Origin of the sequence: Cupriavidus gilardii, from assembly GCF_013314895.1 — a bacterium.
Classification (GTDB): domain Bacteria; phylum Pseudomonadota; class Gammaproteobacteria; order Burkholderiales; family Burkholderiaceae; genus Cupriavidus; species Cupriavidus gilardii_C.
In genome coordinates this window covers 11,136-25,856 of sequence record NZ_JABTYE010000027.1, presented here as the reverse complement: position 1 = coordinate 25,856, position 14,721 = coordinate 11,136, and the positions used below count along the sequence as shown (strand labels likewise).

Sequence of the window (14,721 nt, the reverse complement as noted above, 5' to 3'; positions counted from 1 at the left end):
GAGGCCAGCGGGCTCCCTCTCCCGCTTGCCGGAGACGGGAAAACCATCGAGTGCCAGCAGCAGGCTCCCTCTCCCGCTTGCGGGAGAGGGTGGGGAGAGGGCAATCCCCAACGCAGGAAATCAGAACGGCGCGCGGTCGCCGCAGAGATGGGTGATCAAGAGCCGTGCCGACACCGTCAGCGCGGCCGGATCGCGCATGCCGATCAGCAGCGAGCGCTGCGCCCACGCGTCCTGCAGCTTGACCAGCGACAGGCCCATCGACTTGACGTGCGGCTCCGCGGCAATGCGCGGCAGCACGCCGACGCCCAGGCCCGCCATCACCATGCGGCACATCGCATCGAAGCTGCGCACCTGGATGCGCAGCCGGAACGGCCGCTCGAGCCGGCTGCTCTCCTCGAGCAGGCGCGCGGCCAGCGAGGTCACCTGCGGCAGGCTGACGAAATCGTATTCGAGGGTATCGGCATAGCGTACCGGACCGCGCTGCGACAGCGGGTGGCCCGGCGGGGTCACCAGCACCAGTTCGTCCTGGCGGTATTCGACGGTAACGAGGCCGGCGCTTGGCGTGCGGTCGGCGAAGATGCCGACGTCGGCGCGGTTCTCGACCAGCGCCGCGACGATATCGCCGCTGTTCTGCTCCTCGAGCTCGATGCGAATGGTCGGATGCAGCCGCATGAAGCCGGCCAGATCGTCGGGCAGAAATTGCGTGATCGCAGAGGTGTTGGCGCAGACGCGCACCTGTCCGCGCACACCGGACGCATAGTCGGACATCACGCCCGCCATGCGCTCGACGTCCTGCAGCACGGTCAACGCATGATGGAAGCACGCCTGCCCTGCCTCGGTCAGCTGCACCCCGGCCGCATGGCGGAAGAACAGCGGCGCGCCGACCGCGGCCTCGAGGTCGGAAATTCGTTTGCTGGCCGCGGCAACGGCCAGATGCGACTGACGCGCGCCGGCCGAAATACTGCCCTGCCGCGCGACGGCGACGAACAGTCCCAGCGTGACCAGATCGAAGCGGGCCAGGTTCATCGGGCGATCAGACCATGCGAGCCGATGCGAAGCAATGCGGCACCGCGGCTCACAGCGTGCGGCGGTCCATCACCGCGCGCGCGATGGTGCCGGCATCGACGTATTCGAGCTCGCCGCCGACCGGCACGCCGCGCGCCAGCCGCGAGACCTTGAGCCCGCGGGCCTTCAGCATCTCGCCGATGTAGTGCGCGGTGGCCTCGCCCTCGCTGGTGAAGTTGGTGGCGACGATCACCTCGGCCACCGGGCCGCCCAGCGCGGGATCGGTGGCGCGCGCCAGCAGCCGGTCCAGATGGATCTCGCGCGGGCCGACGCCGTCCAGCGGCGACAACCGGCCCATCAGCACGAAATACTGGCCGCGATAGGTCAGCGTCTGCTCGATCATCACCTGGTCGGCGGGCGTCTCGACCACGCACAGCAGCGAGGCATCGCGACGCGGATCCAGGCAGGTCTCGCAGACCTCGGCCTCGGTGAAGGTATTGCAGCGCGCGCAGTGACGCACGCCGTCGGCCGCACCGCGCAGCGCGTCGCCGAGCCGGCGCGCGCCCTCGCGGTCATGCTGCAGCAGGTGATAGGCGATCCGCTGCGCCGACTTCGGGCCGACGCCGGGCAGCACCTTCAGTGCCTCGACCAGCGCCTGCAGCGAGGTGGGAGTGGATGCCTTCATTGGATGTGCGAGATCGGCAAGTCCGCGCTCAGAACGGCAGCTTGAAGCCCGGCGGCAGCGGCAGGCCCGAGGTCATCGAGCCCATTTTCTCCTGCGTGGTGGCTTCGGCCTTGCGCACCGCATCGTTGAAGGCGGCCGCGACCAGGTCTTCCAGCAGCTCCTTGTCCTCGCCCTCGGCGAGCAGGCTCGGATCGATGGTCACGCGCTTGACGTCGTTCTTGCAGGTCATCACCACCTTGACCAGGCCGGCGCCAGACTGGCCCTCGACCTCGATCAGGGCGAGCTGCTCCTGCATCTTCTTCATGTTTTCCTGCATCTGCTGGGCTTGCTTCATCAGCCCGGCGAGTTGGCCCTTCATCATGATGCTTCTCCTGATATCGATGGATTCGGTGGGTTCGTGGGTCGGGGCGCGCTGCGCGGCTTCGATAGGGGCGTATGGATGGACAGCGCGCCGGTGTCAGAGCGCGCGCGGCTGGATCGAGCCCGGCACGATCTGGCCGCCAAATTCGCGCAACAGGCCCTGCACGAAGGGATCGTTCTCGATCGCCGCCTCGGCCGCGCGCTGACGCTCGGCGCGCGCCTGCGCATCGGCGGCCGCGGCGGTCTCGCTGACCGCGCCGACCTCGCAGTGCACGCGCACCGCTTCGCCGAAATGGTCCGACAGCGCCTGCGCCAGACGCTCGACCGCATTGCCTTCGGCGATGGCCGCGACCGGCGCGCGCAGCACGAAGGTACGGCCCTGCACGCGCGCCAGTTCGCTCTGGTAGGCCAGTTGCTGGGCCAGGCCCTTCAGCGGCAGGCTGGCGGCCAGCGCCGGCCAGTCGCCGTTGAAGATCGCCGGCGTACCGTCGTCCGGCGGCAGCGGCGCGGCAACCGGCGGCGATGTCTTGTTCGGGCTCGCCGCGAAGGCTTCGTCCGCGGCGGCAGTGGCCGGCACCGGCATGGCGGCGCGCGGCGGTTCGGGGCGGCGCAGCGGCGCGGCACGCTGCGGCTCGGGTTCGCTGTCGTACGGGCCGATCAGCGGCAGATCGGGCGGCAGCTCTTCCCACGGCGGCACGTCGCTGCCGCCGGCCAGTTCCCATGGCGCGGGTTCGGCGGCCGGTGCGGCAGACGTTGCGGCGGACGTTGCGGCGGACATTGTGGTCTGCGTCGGCGCCGAAGCCGGAGTTGACGGACGCGGCGGCTCGGGCCGGCGTTGCGGTGCGGCCGGGCGCAGCGATTGCGTCGGTGCGGCAGGTACGGTCGGCACGGGTGCCGGCGCGGGAGCGGCGGCAACGGGCCGCGCCGAACCGCCGCCCTTCCCGGCCGAAGCCTGACGGGCGGCCTGCAGCGCGGCGCGGGCCGGCGACAGCGGCTTGCCGTCGGCGGCAGGCCTGGCGGCCAGGGCCGGCGAAGCGGCTGGCGCCGAAGGTGCCGCGGACGGTGCCGCGGAAGGTGCCGCCGACGGTGCCGGCGCGGGGGCCGATGCGGGCGACGCTGCGCTGCCGCCCATCGGGCTGGGCGCGGCCGGGCGCGGGCCCGCTGTCGTGGCGGGGGCGGCCGGCGCGGCTGCCAGGCTCGTCGCAGGCGTTGCAGCGCTGTTGGCGGCGGCGTTTGAAGCGGCCCGTCCCGGCGCTGTCGCCGGGCTCGGCGTCGACACCGGGCTCGGCGTCGACACCGGCGAAGCGAAGGCAACCGTTGCCGCCGGCGCGGAAGCCGCCGCGGCGCCGGCCACACTGGCCGCCGCGGGAGCCGGCGCCCGGCGCGCACCGGCCGTCGCGGGCCCTGCAGGCGTCGGCGCCGACGGCATGGCCGACGGCCGGAACGCCAGCATCCGCAGCAGCGTCATCGTGAAGCCCGCGTACTCGTCCGGGGCGAGCGCCAGCTCGCTGCGGCCGAGATTGGCGATCTGATAGAACAGCTGGACTTCCTGCGGGTCGAAGGCGTCGGCCAGGCGGCGCACTTCGCCGGCCTCGGGCCATTCCTCCTGCACCGATGCGGGCACGGCCTGCGCCAGCGCGATCTTGTGCAGCAGCGAACCAAGGTCCTGCAGCGCGCCGGCGAACGACAGGCTGCGGTCGGCCATGCTGTCGGCCACCGCCAGCATCGCGGCGCCGTCTTCGGCGGCCAGCGCATCGAGCAGCTGCACGAGATAGCTCTGGTCGATCGCGCCCAGCATGCCGCGCACCGAAGCCTCGGACACCTCGCCCGCGCTGTAGGCGATCGCCTGGTCTGTCAGCGACAGCGCGTCGCGCATCGAGCCGTGCGCGGCTTGCGCGAGCAGCCGCAGCGCATTGCCGTCGTGCGCGATGCCCTCCTCGGCCAGGATGCGGTCGAGGTGGTTGACGATATGGCCGGGCGGCATCTGCTTCAGATTGAACTGCAGGCAGCGCGACAGCACCGTGACGGGGATCTTCTGCGGATCGGTGGTGGCGAGAATGAACTTGACGTGCCCGGGCGGCTCTTCCAGCGTCTTCAACATCGCGTTGAAGGCGTGGTTGGTCAGCATATGCACTTCGTCGATCATGTAGACCTTGAAGCGTCCGACCGTCGGCGCGTAGACCGCCTTGTCGAGCAGCTGGGCCATCTCGTCGACGCCGCGGTTCGACGCCGCATCCATCTCGATGTAGTCGACGAAGCGGCCCGCATCGATCTCGGTGCAGGCCTTGCAGACGCCGCAGGGCTGCGCGGTGATGCCGCCGTTGCCGTCAGGCCCGGTGCAATTCAGGGCCTTGGCCAGGATGCGCGACAGCGTGGTCTTGCCGACGCCGCGCGTACCGGTAAACAGATAGGCATGATGCAGCCTCTGCTGTTCCAGCGCATGCGTGAGCGCGCGCACCACGTGCTCCTGGCCGACCAGCGTGGTGAAATCCCTGGGGCGCCATTTGCGCGCTAGAACTTGGTAACTCATGGCGGCGATTGTAGCAAATGGCGACCCGCCGGCCGGCGGCCTGTCGCGGGGCTCGGCAAGGCGAGCGGGCGCGCGGTCAGCCGGGCATTGAGCCGGGCATTGAGCCGGGCATTGAGCCGGGCATTCAGGCGGGCCTTCAGCGGGCGATCAGCCACACTCGCCGACGTAGCCGCAATTGGCACACTTGGCGCAGCCGTCGACCTTGTGCAGCGCATGCGCACCGCAATCCGGGCATGGCTTGCCGGTGCCGACTCCCGGCGCGCCGACCGGCAGGCCGGCGCCGGGCGCCGAGGGTCCCCGCGCCGGCGCGGCGTCCATTGCGAGGCCGGCCTCGCGCTGCGCCAGCCGCTCGGCCAGCACGGCGACCGGGACCTGCTGCCCGTCGGCATCGAGAAAGCCGCGCTTGATCAGGATGCGCTGCAGCGCGTAGCCGAGCGCCGCGACCTCGGAGTCGTGAAAGCGCGGCACCTCGGTGCCGTCCTGCCGCGTCAGCGTGCCGTAGCGCACCGTGCCCTTGTCCCACACCACGTTGCGCATATCGGCCAGCGCCTTGGCGATCGAGCCGCCCGAGCGCGCCACCATCGACAGCAGCCGCATCGTCGAGGTAATCCATTGCTGGCCCTCGCTGCGCTGGCCGGCCGGCATGAAGAATTCGACCGGGCGCTCGATGGTCACCGGCTGACCGTCGACCACGCCGCTGACGCGCATGAAATTGACCGTCAGATAGACGGTCTTGTGGCCCTCGTAGGTCAGGTACTCCACCTTGGACGTGACGCCCTCGAGGTCGCCCACCGGCCGGCTGGCGAACGGCTTGCGCAGCGGATCGTCGTCATTGGCCGCCGCCGCTGCTGCCCCTGCGCCGGCCGTGCCCTGCCCCGCCTCCGCGACCGACAGCACCGCACCCAGCACGCGATTGGGGCGATAGGTGGCCAGCCCCTTCAGCCCCGCCTTCCACGCCTCCAGATACAGATTGCGGAAGGCCTCGTACGGATAGTCCTCCGGCACGTTGACGGTCTTGCTGATGCTGGTGTCGATATAGGGCTGCACGGCCTGCAGCATCTTCATATGGTCGAGCGCGGACATCTGCAGCGCGGTGACGAAGCTGTCCGGCAGCTGCTCGACATCGCCGCCCAGATGGCGGTACAGGCGCCAGGCATGATCGGCGACCTCGTAGACCTTGTAGCTGTCGTCGCCCATCCGCTTGCGCCGCTGGTAGGTCCACGAGAAGGCCGGTTCGATGCCGTTCGAGGCGTTGTCGGCGAACGCCAGCGTGATGGTGCCGGTCGGCGCAATCGAGAGCAGATGCGAATTGCGGATGCCATGCGCGCGGATCGCTGCCCGCACCGGCTCGGGCAGCCGGCGCGCGAAGCCGCTTTGCAGATAGGCGTCGGCATCGAACAGCGGGAAGGCGCCCTTTTCGCGCGCCAGCGCCGTCGAGGCCAGATACGCGGCATCGCGCAGCGTCTGCGCGATACGCGATGCCAGCGCGCGGCCCGCTTCGCTGTCGTAGCGCACGCCCAGCATCACCAGCGCGCTGCCCAGGCCGAGAAAACCGAGGCCGACGCGGCGCTTGGCCATCGCCTCGGCCTGCTGTTCGGGCAGGGGCCAGTAGGTGACGTCGAGCACGTTGTCCAGCATCCGCACCGCCACCGCGATCAGCGCGCGGAAGCCGTCGAAATCGAAGGATGCCGCCTCGCTGAACGGCCCGCGCACGAAGCGCGTCAGATCGATCGACCCGAGGTCGCAGCAGCCGTAGGCCGGCAGCGGCTGCTCGGCGCACGGGTTGGTGGCCTCGATGCGCTCGCAGTAGTACAGGTTGTTGTCGTCGTTGATGTGCGACAGGAACAGGATGCCCGGCTCGGCGTGATCGTAGGTCGCCTGCATGACCTGGTCCCACAGCTGGCGCGCCGGCACGCGCCGGTACACCCACATGCCGTCGTCGCGGCGCCAGGCGCCGGCGGCGATGGTCTCGGGCGCGGGCTCGGCGACGTGGACCAGGTCGATCTCGGCATCGGCCTCGACCGCCTGCATGAAGGCATCGTCGACGCCGATCGACAGGTTGAAGTTGGTCAGCTCGCCGCGATCCTTGGCATGGATGAAGGCCTCGATATCGGGATGATCGGCGCGCAGCACGCCCATCTGCGCGCCGCGCCGCGCGCCGGCCGATTCGACGGTGGCGCACGAGGCGTCGAACACCTTCATGAACGAGACCGGACCAGACGCCCGCGAATGCGTGCCGCGCACCAGTGCGCCTGAAGGACGGATGGCCGAGAAGTCGTAGCCGACCCCGCCGCCCCGGCGCATGGTCTCCGCGGCCTGCGCCACCGCGGCATAGATGCCGGGCTTGCCGTCCACCGTCTCGGACACGGCATCGCCGACCGGCTGCACGAAGCAGTTGATCAGCGTAGCCTCGATGCGCGTGCCGGCCGCCGAATGGATGCGCCCTGCCGGCACGAAGCCGCCTTCGAGCGCGGCGAGGAATCGATGCGTCCAGCGTTCGCGCTGGTCCGCGGGCTCGGCCTCGGCAAGTGCGCGCGCCACGCGGGCACGCACATCGGCCGCGGTGCGTTCCTCGCCCTTGGCGTACTTCTCGCGCAGCACCTCGACCGAAATTTCCTGCGGCGGCAGCACGGCCTGCATCATCTGTTCGTTGGCATTCATCGGTCAGATCATCAGGTTTTGGCGCGGGACTCGCGCTCTGGGTTACAATGCCGGTCGGACGGGCCTCCTCGCATGGCGGCGCGGTCAACCTGGTCAGGTCGGGAACGAAGCAGCCACAGCCGTTTTCCGCCAGTGCCGAGGGTCAGGCTCGTCCCCCTTCCTTTTCTCCCCCTGCTTTCCCCCCCGCTTTTTCCCCTGCTTGCTGTTCGCTTCCGGCGTGCCGCATCGGCCGAAGGATCCTGTTCGCCTTCGTTCCGGCCGGCCTGCGTTGGCGGCCTGGTCAGCGCCCTTGTCCTCTCCCCAGCCCCCCGCGCGACATCGGCATGGATAGCGCCGACGGTGCTGGATACCGGCTCCCCTCTCCCGCTTGCGGAAGAGGGGTCCGGGCAGACGGCGACGGCGCTCGACAAACCCGCACCGTTCGCATCTTATTCCCGTTCGCCGCCCGGCGCCGAGCCCTCAGAACAGCGACGCCTGGCGCGGCTGCGCGGGCGCCGACAGTTGCGCCAGCGCGATCCATTCGCCGTCGGCCGTCGCGATGCCCGACTCGATGCGCCGGCCCGGGAACATCGGCCGCAGCGCGGCCTCGTAGCGCCGCAGCTGGGCCGCGTAGGCGGCGTGTTCCTGCGGCAGCAGGCGCAGCTTGTAATCGACCACCACCACACGATCGGCATATTCGACCAGCCGGTCGATCCGCAGCAGGCGCCCCTGCGCGTCGTACAGCTCGACCTCGTTGCGGGCGCTGTGCGCGCCCTCGGCCAGCAGCAGCGGCCGCAGCGCCGGCGCGTTCAGCATCGTGCGGACCGCCTGCACGGCGGCCTCGGCCTGCGCGCGCCATTCGGTGCGCGCCTGCGGGCTGCCCGCGCCGGCCAGCGGAAACCATCGCATCACGGCATCGGCATCCGGCACGCCGTCGTAGGCACCGGGATAGCGCGTGATCCGCTCCAGCAGCGCATGCACCAGTTCGCCATGACGGGCGGCGGCGGCATCGAAGACGATCTCGTCGTGTCCGCCGTCGTGCTCGCCATCCTGTTCGCCATCCATGTCCTCCACGCGCGGGGAATCGACCGGCTCGACGGATAGCGCATCGCGATAACGCACGCGGAAGTCGGTAAAACGGATCGTCCCTTCCACGCCGCCGGACGCAACACCACGCACGCCGACGTCACCGGCCGGCAACGCCGGCACCGGCTCGCCGACATTCGCCGCCTGCAATCGCACATACCAGCTGCCGGCGATCTCGCTGCCCGCCTCCTTGCCGCCGTCACTGCCGCCCTTGCCGTTGCGCTGGATGCCGCTGACGATCAGGCCCTGCCGTGCGCGCGTCATCGCGACATAGAGCAGGTTCCAGTTCTCGCGTTCGGCCAGCGCGGCCTGCTCGTCAAAGCGCGCCGCGCGCGCCAGCCCGCGCTCCGACCGCTTGCCGTACGCGGAGAAATGCACCGGTGCCGGGGCCGACGGCGGCCAGTCGATCAGGATGCCGGCGCGATCGGCGGCCGGCTCGCTGTGATTGGCGTCAAGCAGCACCACGAACGGCGCCTCCAGCCCCTTGGCCGCGTGCACGGTCAGGATGCGCACCGCGTCCAGCGTCCCATTGCTGTCCTCCGCGCCCTCGGGCTCGTCGGCCTCGGCTTCGGACGGGTCGCCCATGCCCCCTTCGTCGGGGCTCTCGTCCTCATCGCCGCGACGGATCGCCTGGAGCTCGTCGATGAACTTCGGCAGGCTGGGATAGCGCCCGCCATCGAGATCCAGCGACAGCTTCAGGAACGCGTCGAGATTGGCCAGCACCTGCTCGCGAATTTCCGCGGGCGCGGCCTGCGCATAGCGGCGGCGCACCTCGCCGGTGTGATAGATGTGGTCGATCAGGTCGTGCACCGGCCGATGCGGCGCGATCTCGAGCCAGCCACGCAGCCGCGCCAGTCCTTCGCGCAAGGCGGGCGAAGCGTGCTCCGGGCACTCGCCAGCCGACAGCGTCGGCCACCAGCGACGGCTGCCTGCCAGCTGCGCGATGGCGATCAGATCGTCGTCGCATGCGCCGACCAGCGGGCTCTTGAGCACGTGCGCCAGGTCCAGGTCCGACTCGGGCGTCATCAGGAACGCCAGCAGCGCCGACAGGTCCAGCGCCTCCAGCGTGGCCAGCAGACCGCCGCGGCGCGGGCTCAGGCACGGAATGCCGGCCTCGCGGAACGCGCGTTCGTAGTCGGCCAGATAGGTCTTGCGCCGAACCAGCAGCGTGATGTCGCGCCAGCAGGCCGGGCGCTGGCCATCGCCCTCGTCGACCGCCACGGTGGCGCGCAGATGGCGCAGCCAGGCGGCGACGCGGCGGCCTTCCTCGAAGCGCGGCGAATCGCCCAGGGCCGTGCGCGGCTGGGTCAGCGTGTCGCGGGATTCGGGGGCGATGCTGGATTCGCCATTGGCGTGATTGCCATTGCCGTTGCCCTCCTCGCGATTGCCGCCATCGCCGCCATTGCCGCCGTTGCCGCCGTTGCTGTCGCCGTTGCTGTCGCTGTCGCCATTGCCATTTGCCGGCACCAGCGGCAGCAGCCATACCGGCCCACCCTGCTGCGCCAGCGCGGTGGTCTGCGTTTCGTACAGCGGATAGCGCCCTTCCGCCCGCGCCTGGTCGAACACCGCGTTGACCCAGCGCAGCACGCTGCCGCTGTTGCGGCGGGTACGGTTGGTGCGCAGCACCGTGGCGCCGAACTCCTGCTGCAGCATCTGCCGCGCCACGTCGAACAGCCGCGCGTCGGCACGGCGGAAGCGATAGATCGACTGCTTGGGATCGCCGACCAGGAAGACCGTCGGCCGCTCCGCGAGATCCTGATAGCCGGCGAGCCAGCCCTGCAGGATGCGCCATTGCAGCGGGTTGGTGTCCTGGAATTCGTCGAGCAGCAAATGGCGATAGCGCGCGTCCAGCCGGACCTGCAGATAAGTCGCGGTCTGCTCGTCGCGCATCAGCCGCGCGGCCAGCCATTCGAGATCGGCGAAGTCCATCGCCCGCTGCTGGCCCTTGTGCTCCTGATAGCGCGACAGCAGTGCGTCGCCCAGCAGATAGAGATCGCGATTGAGCGCGTGCACCGCGGCCTCGCAGCGGCGCGCGGCCACCCGTCGCAAGGTGTCGCACAGGCTCGCGTGCCGGGCCAGCAGCGCGTCGGCTTCTGCCTCGCCGCCCGCAGCCTTGACCAGCGCCGCGGTACGCCGCAGCGCGCGAGGCTCGCCCTTGCCGGTGAAGAAGGCCTCCCAGCAGCAGCCGAACGCGTCCTGCGCCGGCTGTCCGGTGTGTGCGCCGGCCTCGGTCCAGGCCCGCATCGCCGCCAGCGCCGCGCCGATGCGGTCGGCATGGCCCTGCTCGGTCTTGCCGCCCTGCGACAGGCTCGCCGCCAGCGCCTCGCATTCGGCGCGCAGTGCCGTGTCGCCCATGGCCTGCGCCAGCACGTCGATGCGGGCGTCCTCGCCCAGATCGGCCGCGAGCCGCTCGGCGGGATCGTCGTCGGGCGCGTCCTCGCGCATCGCCCACCATTCGCTGCGCGCATGGAACATCGCGTCGAGCAGCGCGCGCGCCGAGAACTCGCCGATCGCATCGACCAGTCGCTCGTAGGCTTCGCGGTACGGCGCCGCTTCGGGCGCCGACAGGCCGCGCCAGAACGGCGCCCATGCCTCGCGCTTCATGCGCAGCGCATCCTCGCGCAGCGCCGCGCCCGGCACGATCCCCGACGCCAGCGGCGCGCCGCGCAGCAAGGTGCCGAACCAGCCGTGGAAGGTGTCGATGGCGATGCGGCCGGGGCTCGCCAGCACGCGCGCATGCAGCGTGCGGGCGCGCGGCAGCGCGGCGCGCGCAGCGTCGGGCGACAGTCCACGCTGTTCCAGCGCGGCGAGCACCTGCGCCTCGGTGCCGCTGGCCAATTGCGCCAGCACGTCGAGCAGGCGCTCGCGCATTTCCTCGGCGGCCTTGCGGGTGAAGGTGATGGCAAGAATCTGGCTCGGCTCCGCGCCGGCCAGCAGCAGGCGCAGCAGCCGCGCCACCAGCAGCCAGGTCTTGCCGCTGCCGGCGCAGGCCTCGACCACGACCGAGCGCGCGGGGTCGCACGCGGCGCGCGTGAATTCGGCTTCGCTGACGTCCTGGCCGTCGCGCAGATAGGCGTGCACGGTCATGCCAGCGGTCCTCCTGTCCTGTCGTCGGTTTGATCGTTCGCTTGCTCGTTCGCTTGCTCGTCCGCTAGTTCGTTCGCTTGCTCGTCCGGCTGCTCTCTCATCGCGCGATCTTCTGGTGATTCCGATGGCGGCGTTGACGCGCGCTCATGCGTGTATTTGGGCGCCGCGGCCACCGAGTGGGGCAGCGCGGTCGATTGCCAATACCCCTTGCGGCACAAGCCGCGCGCATTGCACCAGGTGCAGGCCGCGGCATCGCCGAAGGCCGGCAGCGGCGCGCCTTCGCGCAGCCGCAGCGCGTCGTGCGTCAGCTGTTCGTGCAGCCACGCCACCGCCTCGTCGAAGTCCGGCAGCGAGACCTCGCGGCGGCTGGCCGGCGATGCACTGCGCGGCTCGTTGCGGCCGTCCTCGAGCGCAATCCAGCTGCCCGCGCGCGCGTCGGCACGCAACAGGCCGTAGAACGGCAACTGGCAATCCTCCTGCGCATCGCGCGCCTTGCGCTTGAGCCGCGCCGCGCTTTGCGTCTTGTAGTCGAGCACGGCATGGCGGCCGTCGCGATGACGGTCGAGCCGGTCGATGCGGCCATGCAGGCGAATCGGCTGACCGTCGCGCATCGGCAGATCGGCGCCGGCATCGAGCTCGCCGGCGTGCCAGTACCAGCCTTCGCGCTCGCGCGCGGCCTGCCAGGCGACGTACGAGGGCAGCACCGCGAGCCAGCGGCGGTAGTAACCGATCGCATTGCCGTCCTCTGCCATCACGCCGTCGAAGACTTCGCGCGAGACCGCCTGCAGATGCGCGATGCGCGCCGCATCGTCGCGCACGTCCTGCGCCTGCACGTCGCGGTGATAGCGCAGCAGGATCTGGTGCAGCAACTCGCCGATATCGCGCTTCTCGAGGTCGTCGCTGACCGCTTCCAGTCCCGCCAGGCCCAGCATGCGGCCGGCGAAGAACTGGTAGGGGCAGCGGCGCAGCATGTTGTACGACTGCGCGGTCCAGCGCGCCGGCGCCAGTTCCGGCGCGCTGGGCGCCGGCATGCCGCCCACTTCTGCGCTGGCCTCGTACAACGCGGGCGCAACGCTCGCGCCGATCGGCGCGCCGGCCGCTTCGCAATGCACCGCCAGCCGCTCCAGCCAGCCCGACACATGCTTCGGCTCGCCGCGGCCGCCGAAACGCTGCCAGGTCATCACCACGTCGTCGTTGTACAGCAACACCTCGGCCAGATCGCGCGCCTGTTGCGCGAAGCGGGCCTCGCGATCCTCGAGGCCGAGCTCGCGCCGCATCTGATTGGAGAAGAACATCAGTTCGGCGGCGGTGGACGGCAACTGCGCGTCGTCGCAGCCGACGATCACCACGCCGTCGAAGCGGCGCATGCGCGCGCCATTCAGCGGCAGGATCGTGATGCGCGCGGCGGACGGCTCGCTCGGCTCCTTGTAGGCCACCGCTTCGAGCAGCGCGGCCAGCATCGCGCGGAATTCGGCCAGCGTCAGCGTGGCGGTGGCGCCGGCCTCGTCGTCGGGCAGCTCGTCGAGCCGCGCCAGCGCGTCGAGCAGTTGCGCGCCGGCATCGTCCGCGGTGAGCGCGGAGCGCATGTCGAGCGCGTCGAGCGTGGCCTGCAGGCGCTGCAGCCAGAAACCGACCGGGCGCGCATCGTTGCCGCGCGGCCAGGCCTGCGCCTCGCCGGCGAGCTGGCGCAGCAGCGCGGCAGTGGCGGCCTGGGCTGCGGCCAACGCCGCCGCTTCCTCGTCGTCGTGCGGGCCGTTATCGGCGGCCCACTCGGTCTGCAGCGTCGCCGGGAAGCGCTGCTGCAGCCGGCGCCATCCGCCCGTGATGCCGTGGCGGCGCACCTGGCGCTCGAGCAGCGCGATCGCGGCGCCCCGCTGCGCCAGCCGAGGCAGGCAGAACGGGCTCTTGAGCAGATCGAGCAGCGCCGCCGTATCGCCGTCGCCGACCACCAGATCGAACCAGCGCATCAGCGCGGCCGCGGCCCGCGTGGTCGACAGCTTCCAGCCGGTCTCGTCGCGCACCGGCGCACCGGCGCGCGCCAGCAACGCGCGCGCGCGGCGCGCCACCACGCGATCATGCGCGACCAGCGCCAGTTGCTTGCGGCCCTCGTTGAGCCAGCGCACCAGCTGGTCCGCCGCGGCGGCGGCCTCGTCCTCGAAGCGCGCGCTGCCGATCAGCCGCACGCGCGGGCGGTCGGCGGGCAGCCGCGGCGCCATCAGCGACGGCACCGCGGTCGTAGCGGCAGGCAGACGGCATTCGGGCCAGAGCGTCAGCAAGGTGCGATACCAGCTGCCATGTTCGCCATCCGGGTGGTCGGCACCATCCGGGTCAAGACCGCTCGCCGCTCGGCCGGCGGCGCGGCCCTCTTCATCGGCTCCGTCGTGCTCGGCCTCGCCCGCGGCCGCCTCGCCGCTCCAGTCGTAGCCGATCTCCAGCACCGGCACCATCTCCGCGGCGGCGCGCAGGAAGGCGGCCTCGATCGGCGTCGGCGGGGTCGGACCCAGCCACACCACCGGCCCGGTCAGCTGCTGGGCCAGCGCCTGCAGCGCACGTCGCCGCGCCGGCAGCGGATCGTCGGGCCCGGACAGCGCCTGCCAGAACGCCAACACGATGCGCGCCTCCTCGCCGAGGAATCGTTCGGACAGATGCGCATAGGTGCGCTGCAGCGCTTCCTGCAGCAGGCTGGCGCGGTCGTCGGCCAGCACCGCGTCGTCGTCGCGGATGGCGGCATCCTCGAGCCATCGCGCCGACAGCTCGTCGCAAACGGTCAGCACGGTCTGCGCCAGCCCCCAGGCCGCCGGTTCGGTCTGCGCGCCGAACGCCCGCCGCAGCCAGTCCTGGCCGCGGATCGCCTGCTGCACCGCGAGCAGCCGCGCGGCGTGGCTGCGTACCTTGTCGCCATGCAGCATCGCCGGCGGGAAATCGAGCAGCCAATGGCCGAGTGTCAGGATGCGCGGCAGCAGGCGCGGCGCACCGGACGCGCGCGCGGCGCGATCCAGCGCCTGGCGCACGCCCGGGATCTGTGCCGCGGTCGGCACCACCAGATGGGCGGCAGACGCGCTGTGGCCGTGCTGCTCGCAGCGGTCGAGGAAATACCAGGCCGCGGCCGCGGCATGATCAAGAAAGTCGCGGCCGGGTCGAAAACGCAGCGTCGTCATGGAGCGGGACTGAATGGCAGGGGCGAGGCTGGCGGAGGAGACGGAATTCGTACGGACATGGAAAAGCGCCCGGTGCGAGCCATGCGAGAGGCGCGGTGCATCGGCGCCGCGCGTTCATGTGCCGGCGTCGGGCGAGCGCAGCCGGACTTTGGATGGAGCGATCGCCTTCA

At 71.0% G+C, this 14,721-nt stretch carries 7 protein-coding genes and 1 other RNA gene; 1 reads left to right on the top strand and 7 read right to left on the bottom strand.

Going from position 1 to position 14,721, the window contains the following annotated elements:
• Window positions 1–120: 120 nt before the first annotated feature.
• From HTY53_RS21285 to HTY53_RS21265, 5 genes are all read right to left on the bottom strand, one after another.
• Window positions 121–1,026, bottom strand: a complete 906-nt coding sequence (locus tag HTY53_RS21285; RefSeq protein WP_053822073.1) for a LysR family transcriptional regulator — start codon at window positions 1,024–1,026, stop codon at window positions 121–123.
• A 49-nt stretch (window positions 1,027–1,075) separates the two neighbouring features.
• Window positions 1,076–1,690: a recombination mediator RecR gene (gene recR, locus HTY53_RS21280; protein ID WP_149319859.1), complete on the bottom strand. Its 615-nt coding sequence runs from the start codon at window positions 1,688–1,690 to the stop codon at window positions 1,076–1,078.
• A 28-nt stretch (window positions 1,691–1,718) separates the two neighbouring features.
• The gene (locus tag HTY53_RS21275) at window positions 1,719–2,051 is read right to left on the bottom strand and encodes a YbaB/EbfC family nucleoid-associated protein (protein WP_023263605.1); all 333 of its coding nucleotides are present in this window, start codon (window positions 2,049–2,051) and stop codon (window positions 1,719–1,721) included.
• Window positions 2,052–2,147: 96 nt separating this feature from the next.
• The gene (locus tag HTY53_RS21270) at window positions 2,148–4,580 is read right to left on the bottom strand and encodes a DNA polymerase III subunit gamma/tau (RefSeq protein WP_174108542.1); all 2,433 of its coding nucleotides are present in this window, start codon (window positions 4,578–4,580) and stop codon (window positions 2,148–2,150) included.
• A gap of 147 nt (window positions 4,581–4,727) precedes the next feature.
• The gene (locus HTY53_RS21265; protein ID WP_174108541.1) at window positions 4,728–7,241 is read right to left on the bottom strand and encodes an adenosylcobalamin-dependent ribonucleoside-diphosphate reductase; all 2,514 of its coding nucleotides are present in this window, start codon (window positions 7,239–7,241) and stop codon (window positions 4,728–4,730) included.
• A 57-nt stretch (window positions 7,242–7,298) separates the two neighbouring features.
• Here HTY53_RS21265 and ffs point away from each other — a divergent pair.
• Window positions 7,299–7,397: signal recognition particle sRNA small type (gene ffs / locus HTY53_RS21260), an RNA gene on the top strand.
• Between the two features lie 303 nt (window positions 7,398–7,700).
• Here the strand turns inward: ffs and HTY53_RS21255 are convergent.
• Window positions 7,701–11,393, bottom strand: coding sequence for a UvrD-helicase domain-containing protein (locus tag HTY53_RS21255; RefSeq protein ID WP_174108540.1), 3,693 nt, complete (start codon window positions 11,391–11,393; stop codon window positions 7,701–7,703).
• Window positions 11,390–14,551: a PD-(D/E)XK nuclease family protein gene (locus HTY53_RS21250; RefSeq protein WP_174108539.1), complete on the bottom strand. Its 3,162-nt coding sequence runs from the start codon at window positions 14,549–14,551 to the stop codon at window positions 11,390–11,392. Before HTY53_RS21250 ends, HTY53_RS21255 begins: the two co-directional genes overlap by 4 nt.
• Window positions 14,552–14,721: the final 170 nt, after the last annotated feature.

Excerpts from the sequence above, each read along its gene's own strand:
- HTY53_RS21265 (WP_174108541.1), bottom strand. The coding sequence starts at position 7,241 with ATGAATGCCAACGAACAGATGATGCAGGCCGTGCTGCCGCCGCAGGAA.
- HTY53_RS21285 (WP_053822073.1), bottom strand. The coding sequence starts at position 1,026 with ATGAACCTGGCCCGCTTCGATCTGGTCACGCTGGGACTGTTCGTCGCC.
- HTY53_RS21275 (WP_023263605.1), bottom strand. The coding sequence starts at position 2,051 with ATGATGAAGGGCCAACTCGCCGGGCTGATGAAGCAAGCCCAGCAGATG.
- HTY53_RS21255 (WP_174108540.1), bottom strand. The coding sequence starts at position 11,393 with ATGACCGTGCACGCCTATCTGCGCGACGGCCAGGACGTCAGCGAAGCC.
- HTY53_RS21270 (WP_174108542.1), bottom strand. The coding sequence starts at position 4,580 with ATGAGTTACCAAGTTCTAGCGCGCAAATGGCGCCCCAGGGATTTCACC.
- recR (WP_149319859.1), bottom strand. The coding sequence starts at position 1,690 with ATGAAGGCATCCACTCCCACCTCGCTGCAGGCGCTGGTCGAGGCACTG.
- HTY53_RS21250 (WP_174108539.1), bottom strand. The coding sequence starts at position 14,551 with ATGACGACGCTGCGTTTTCGACCCGGCCGCGACTTTCTTGATCATGCC.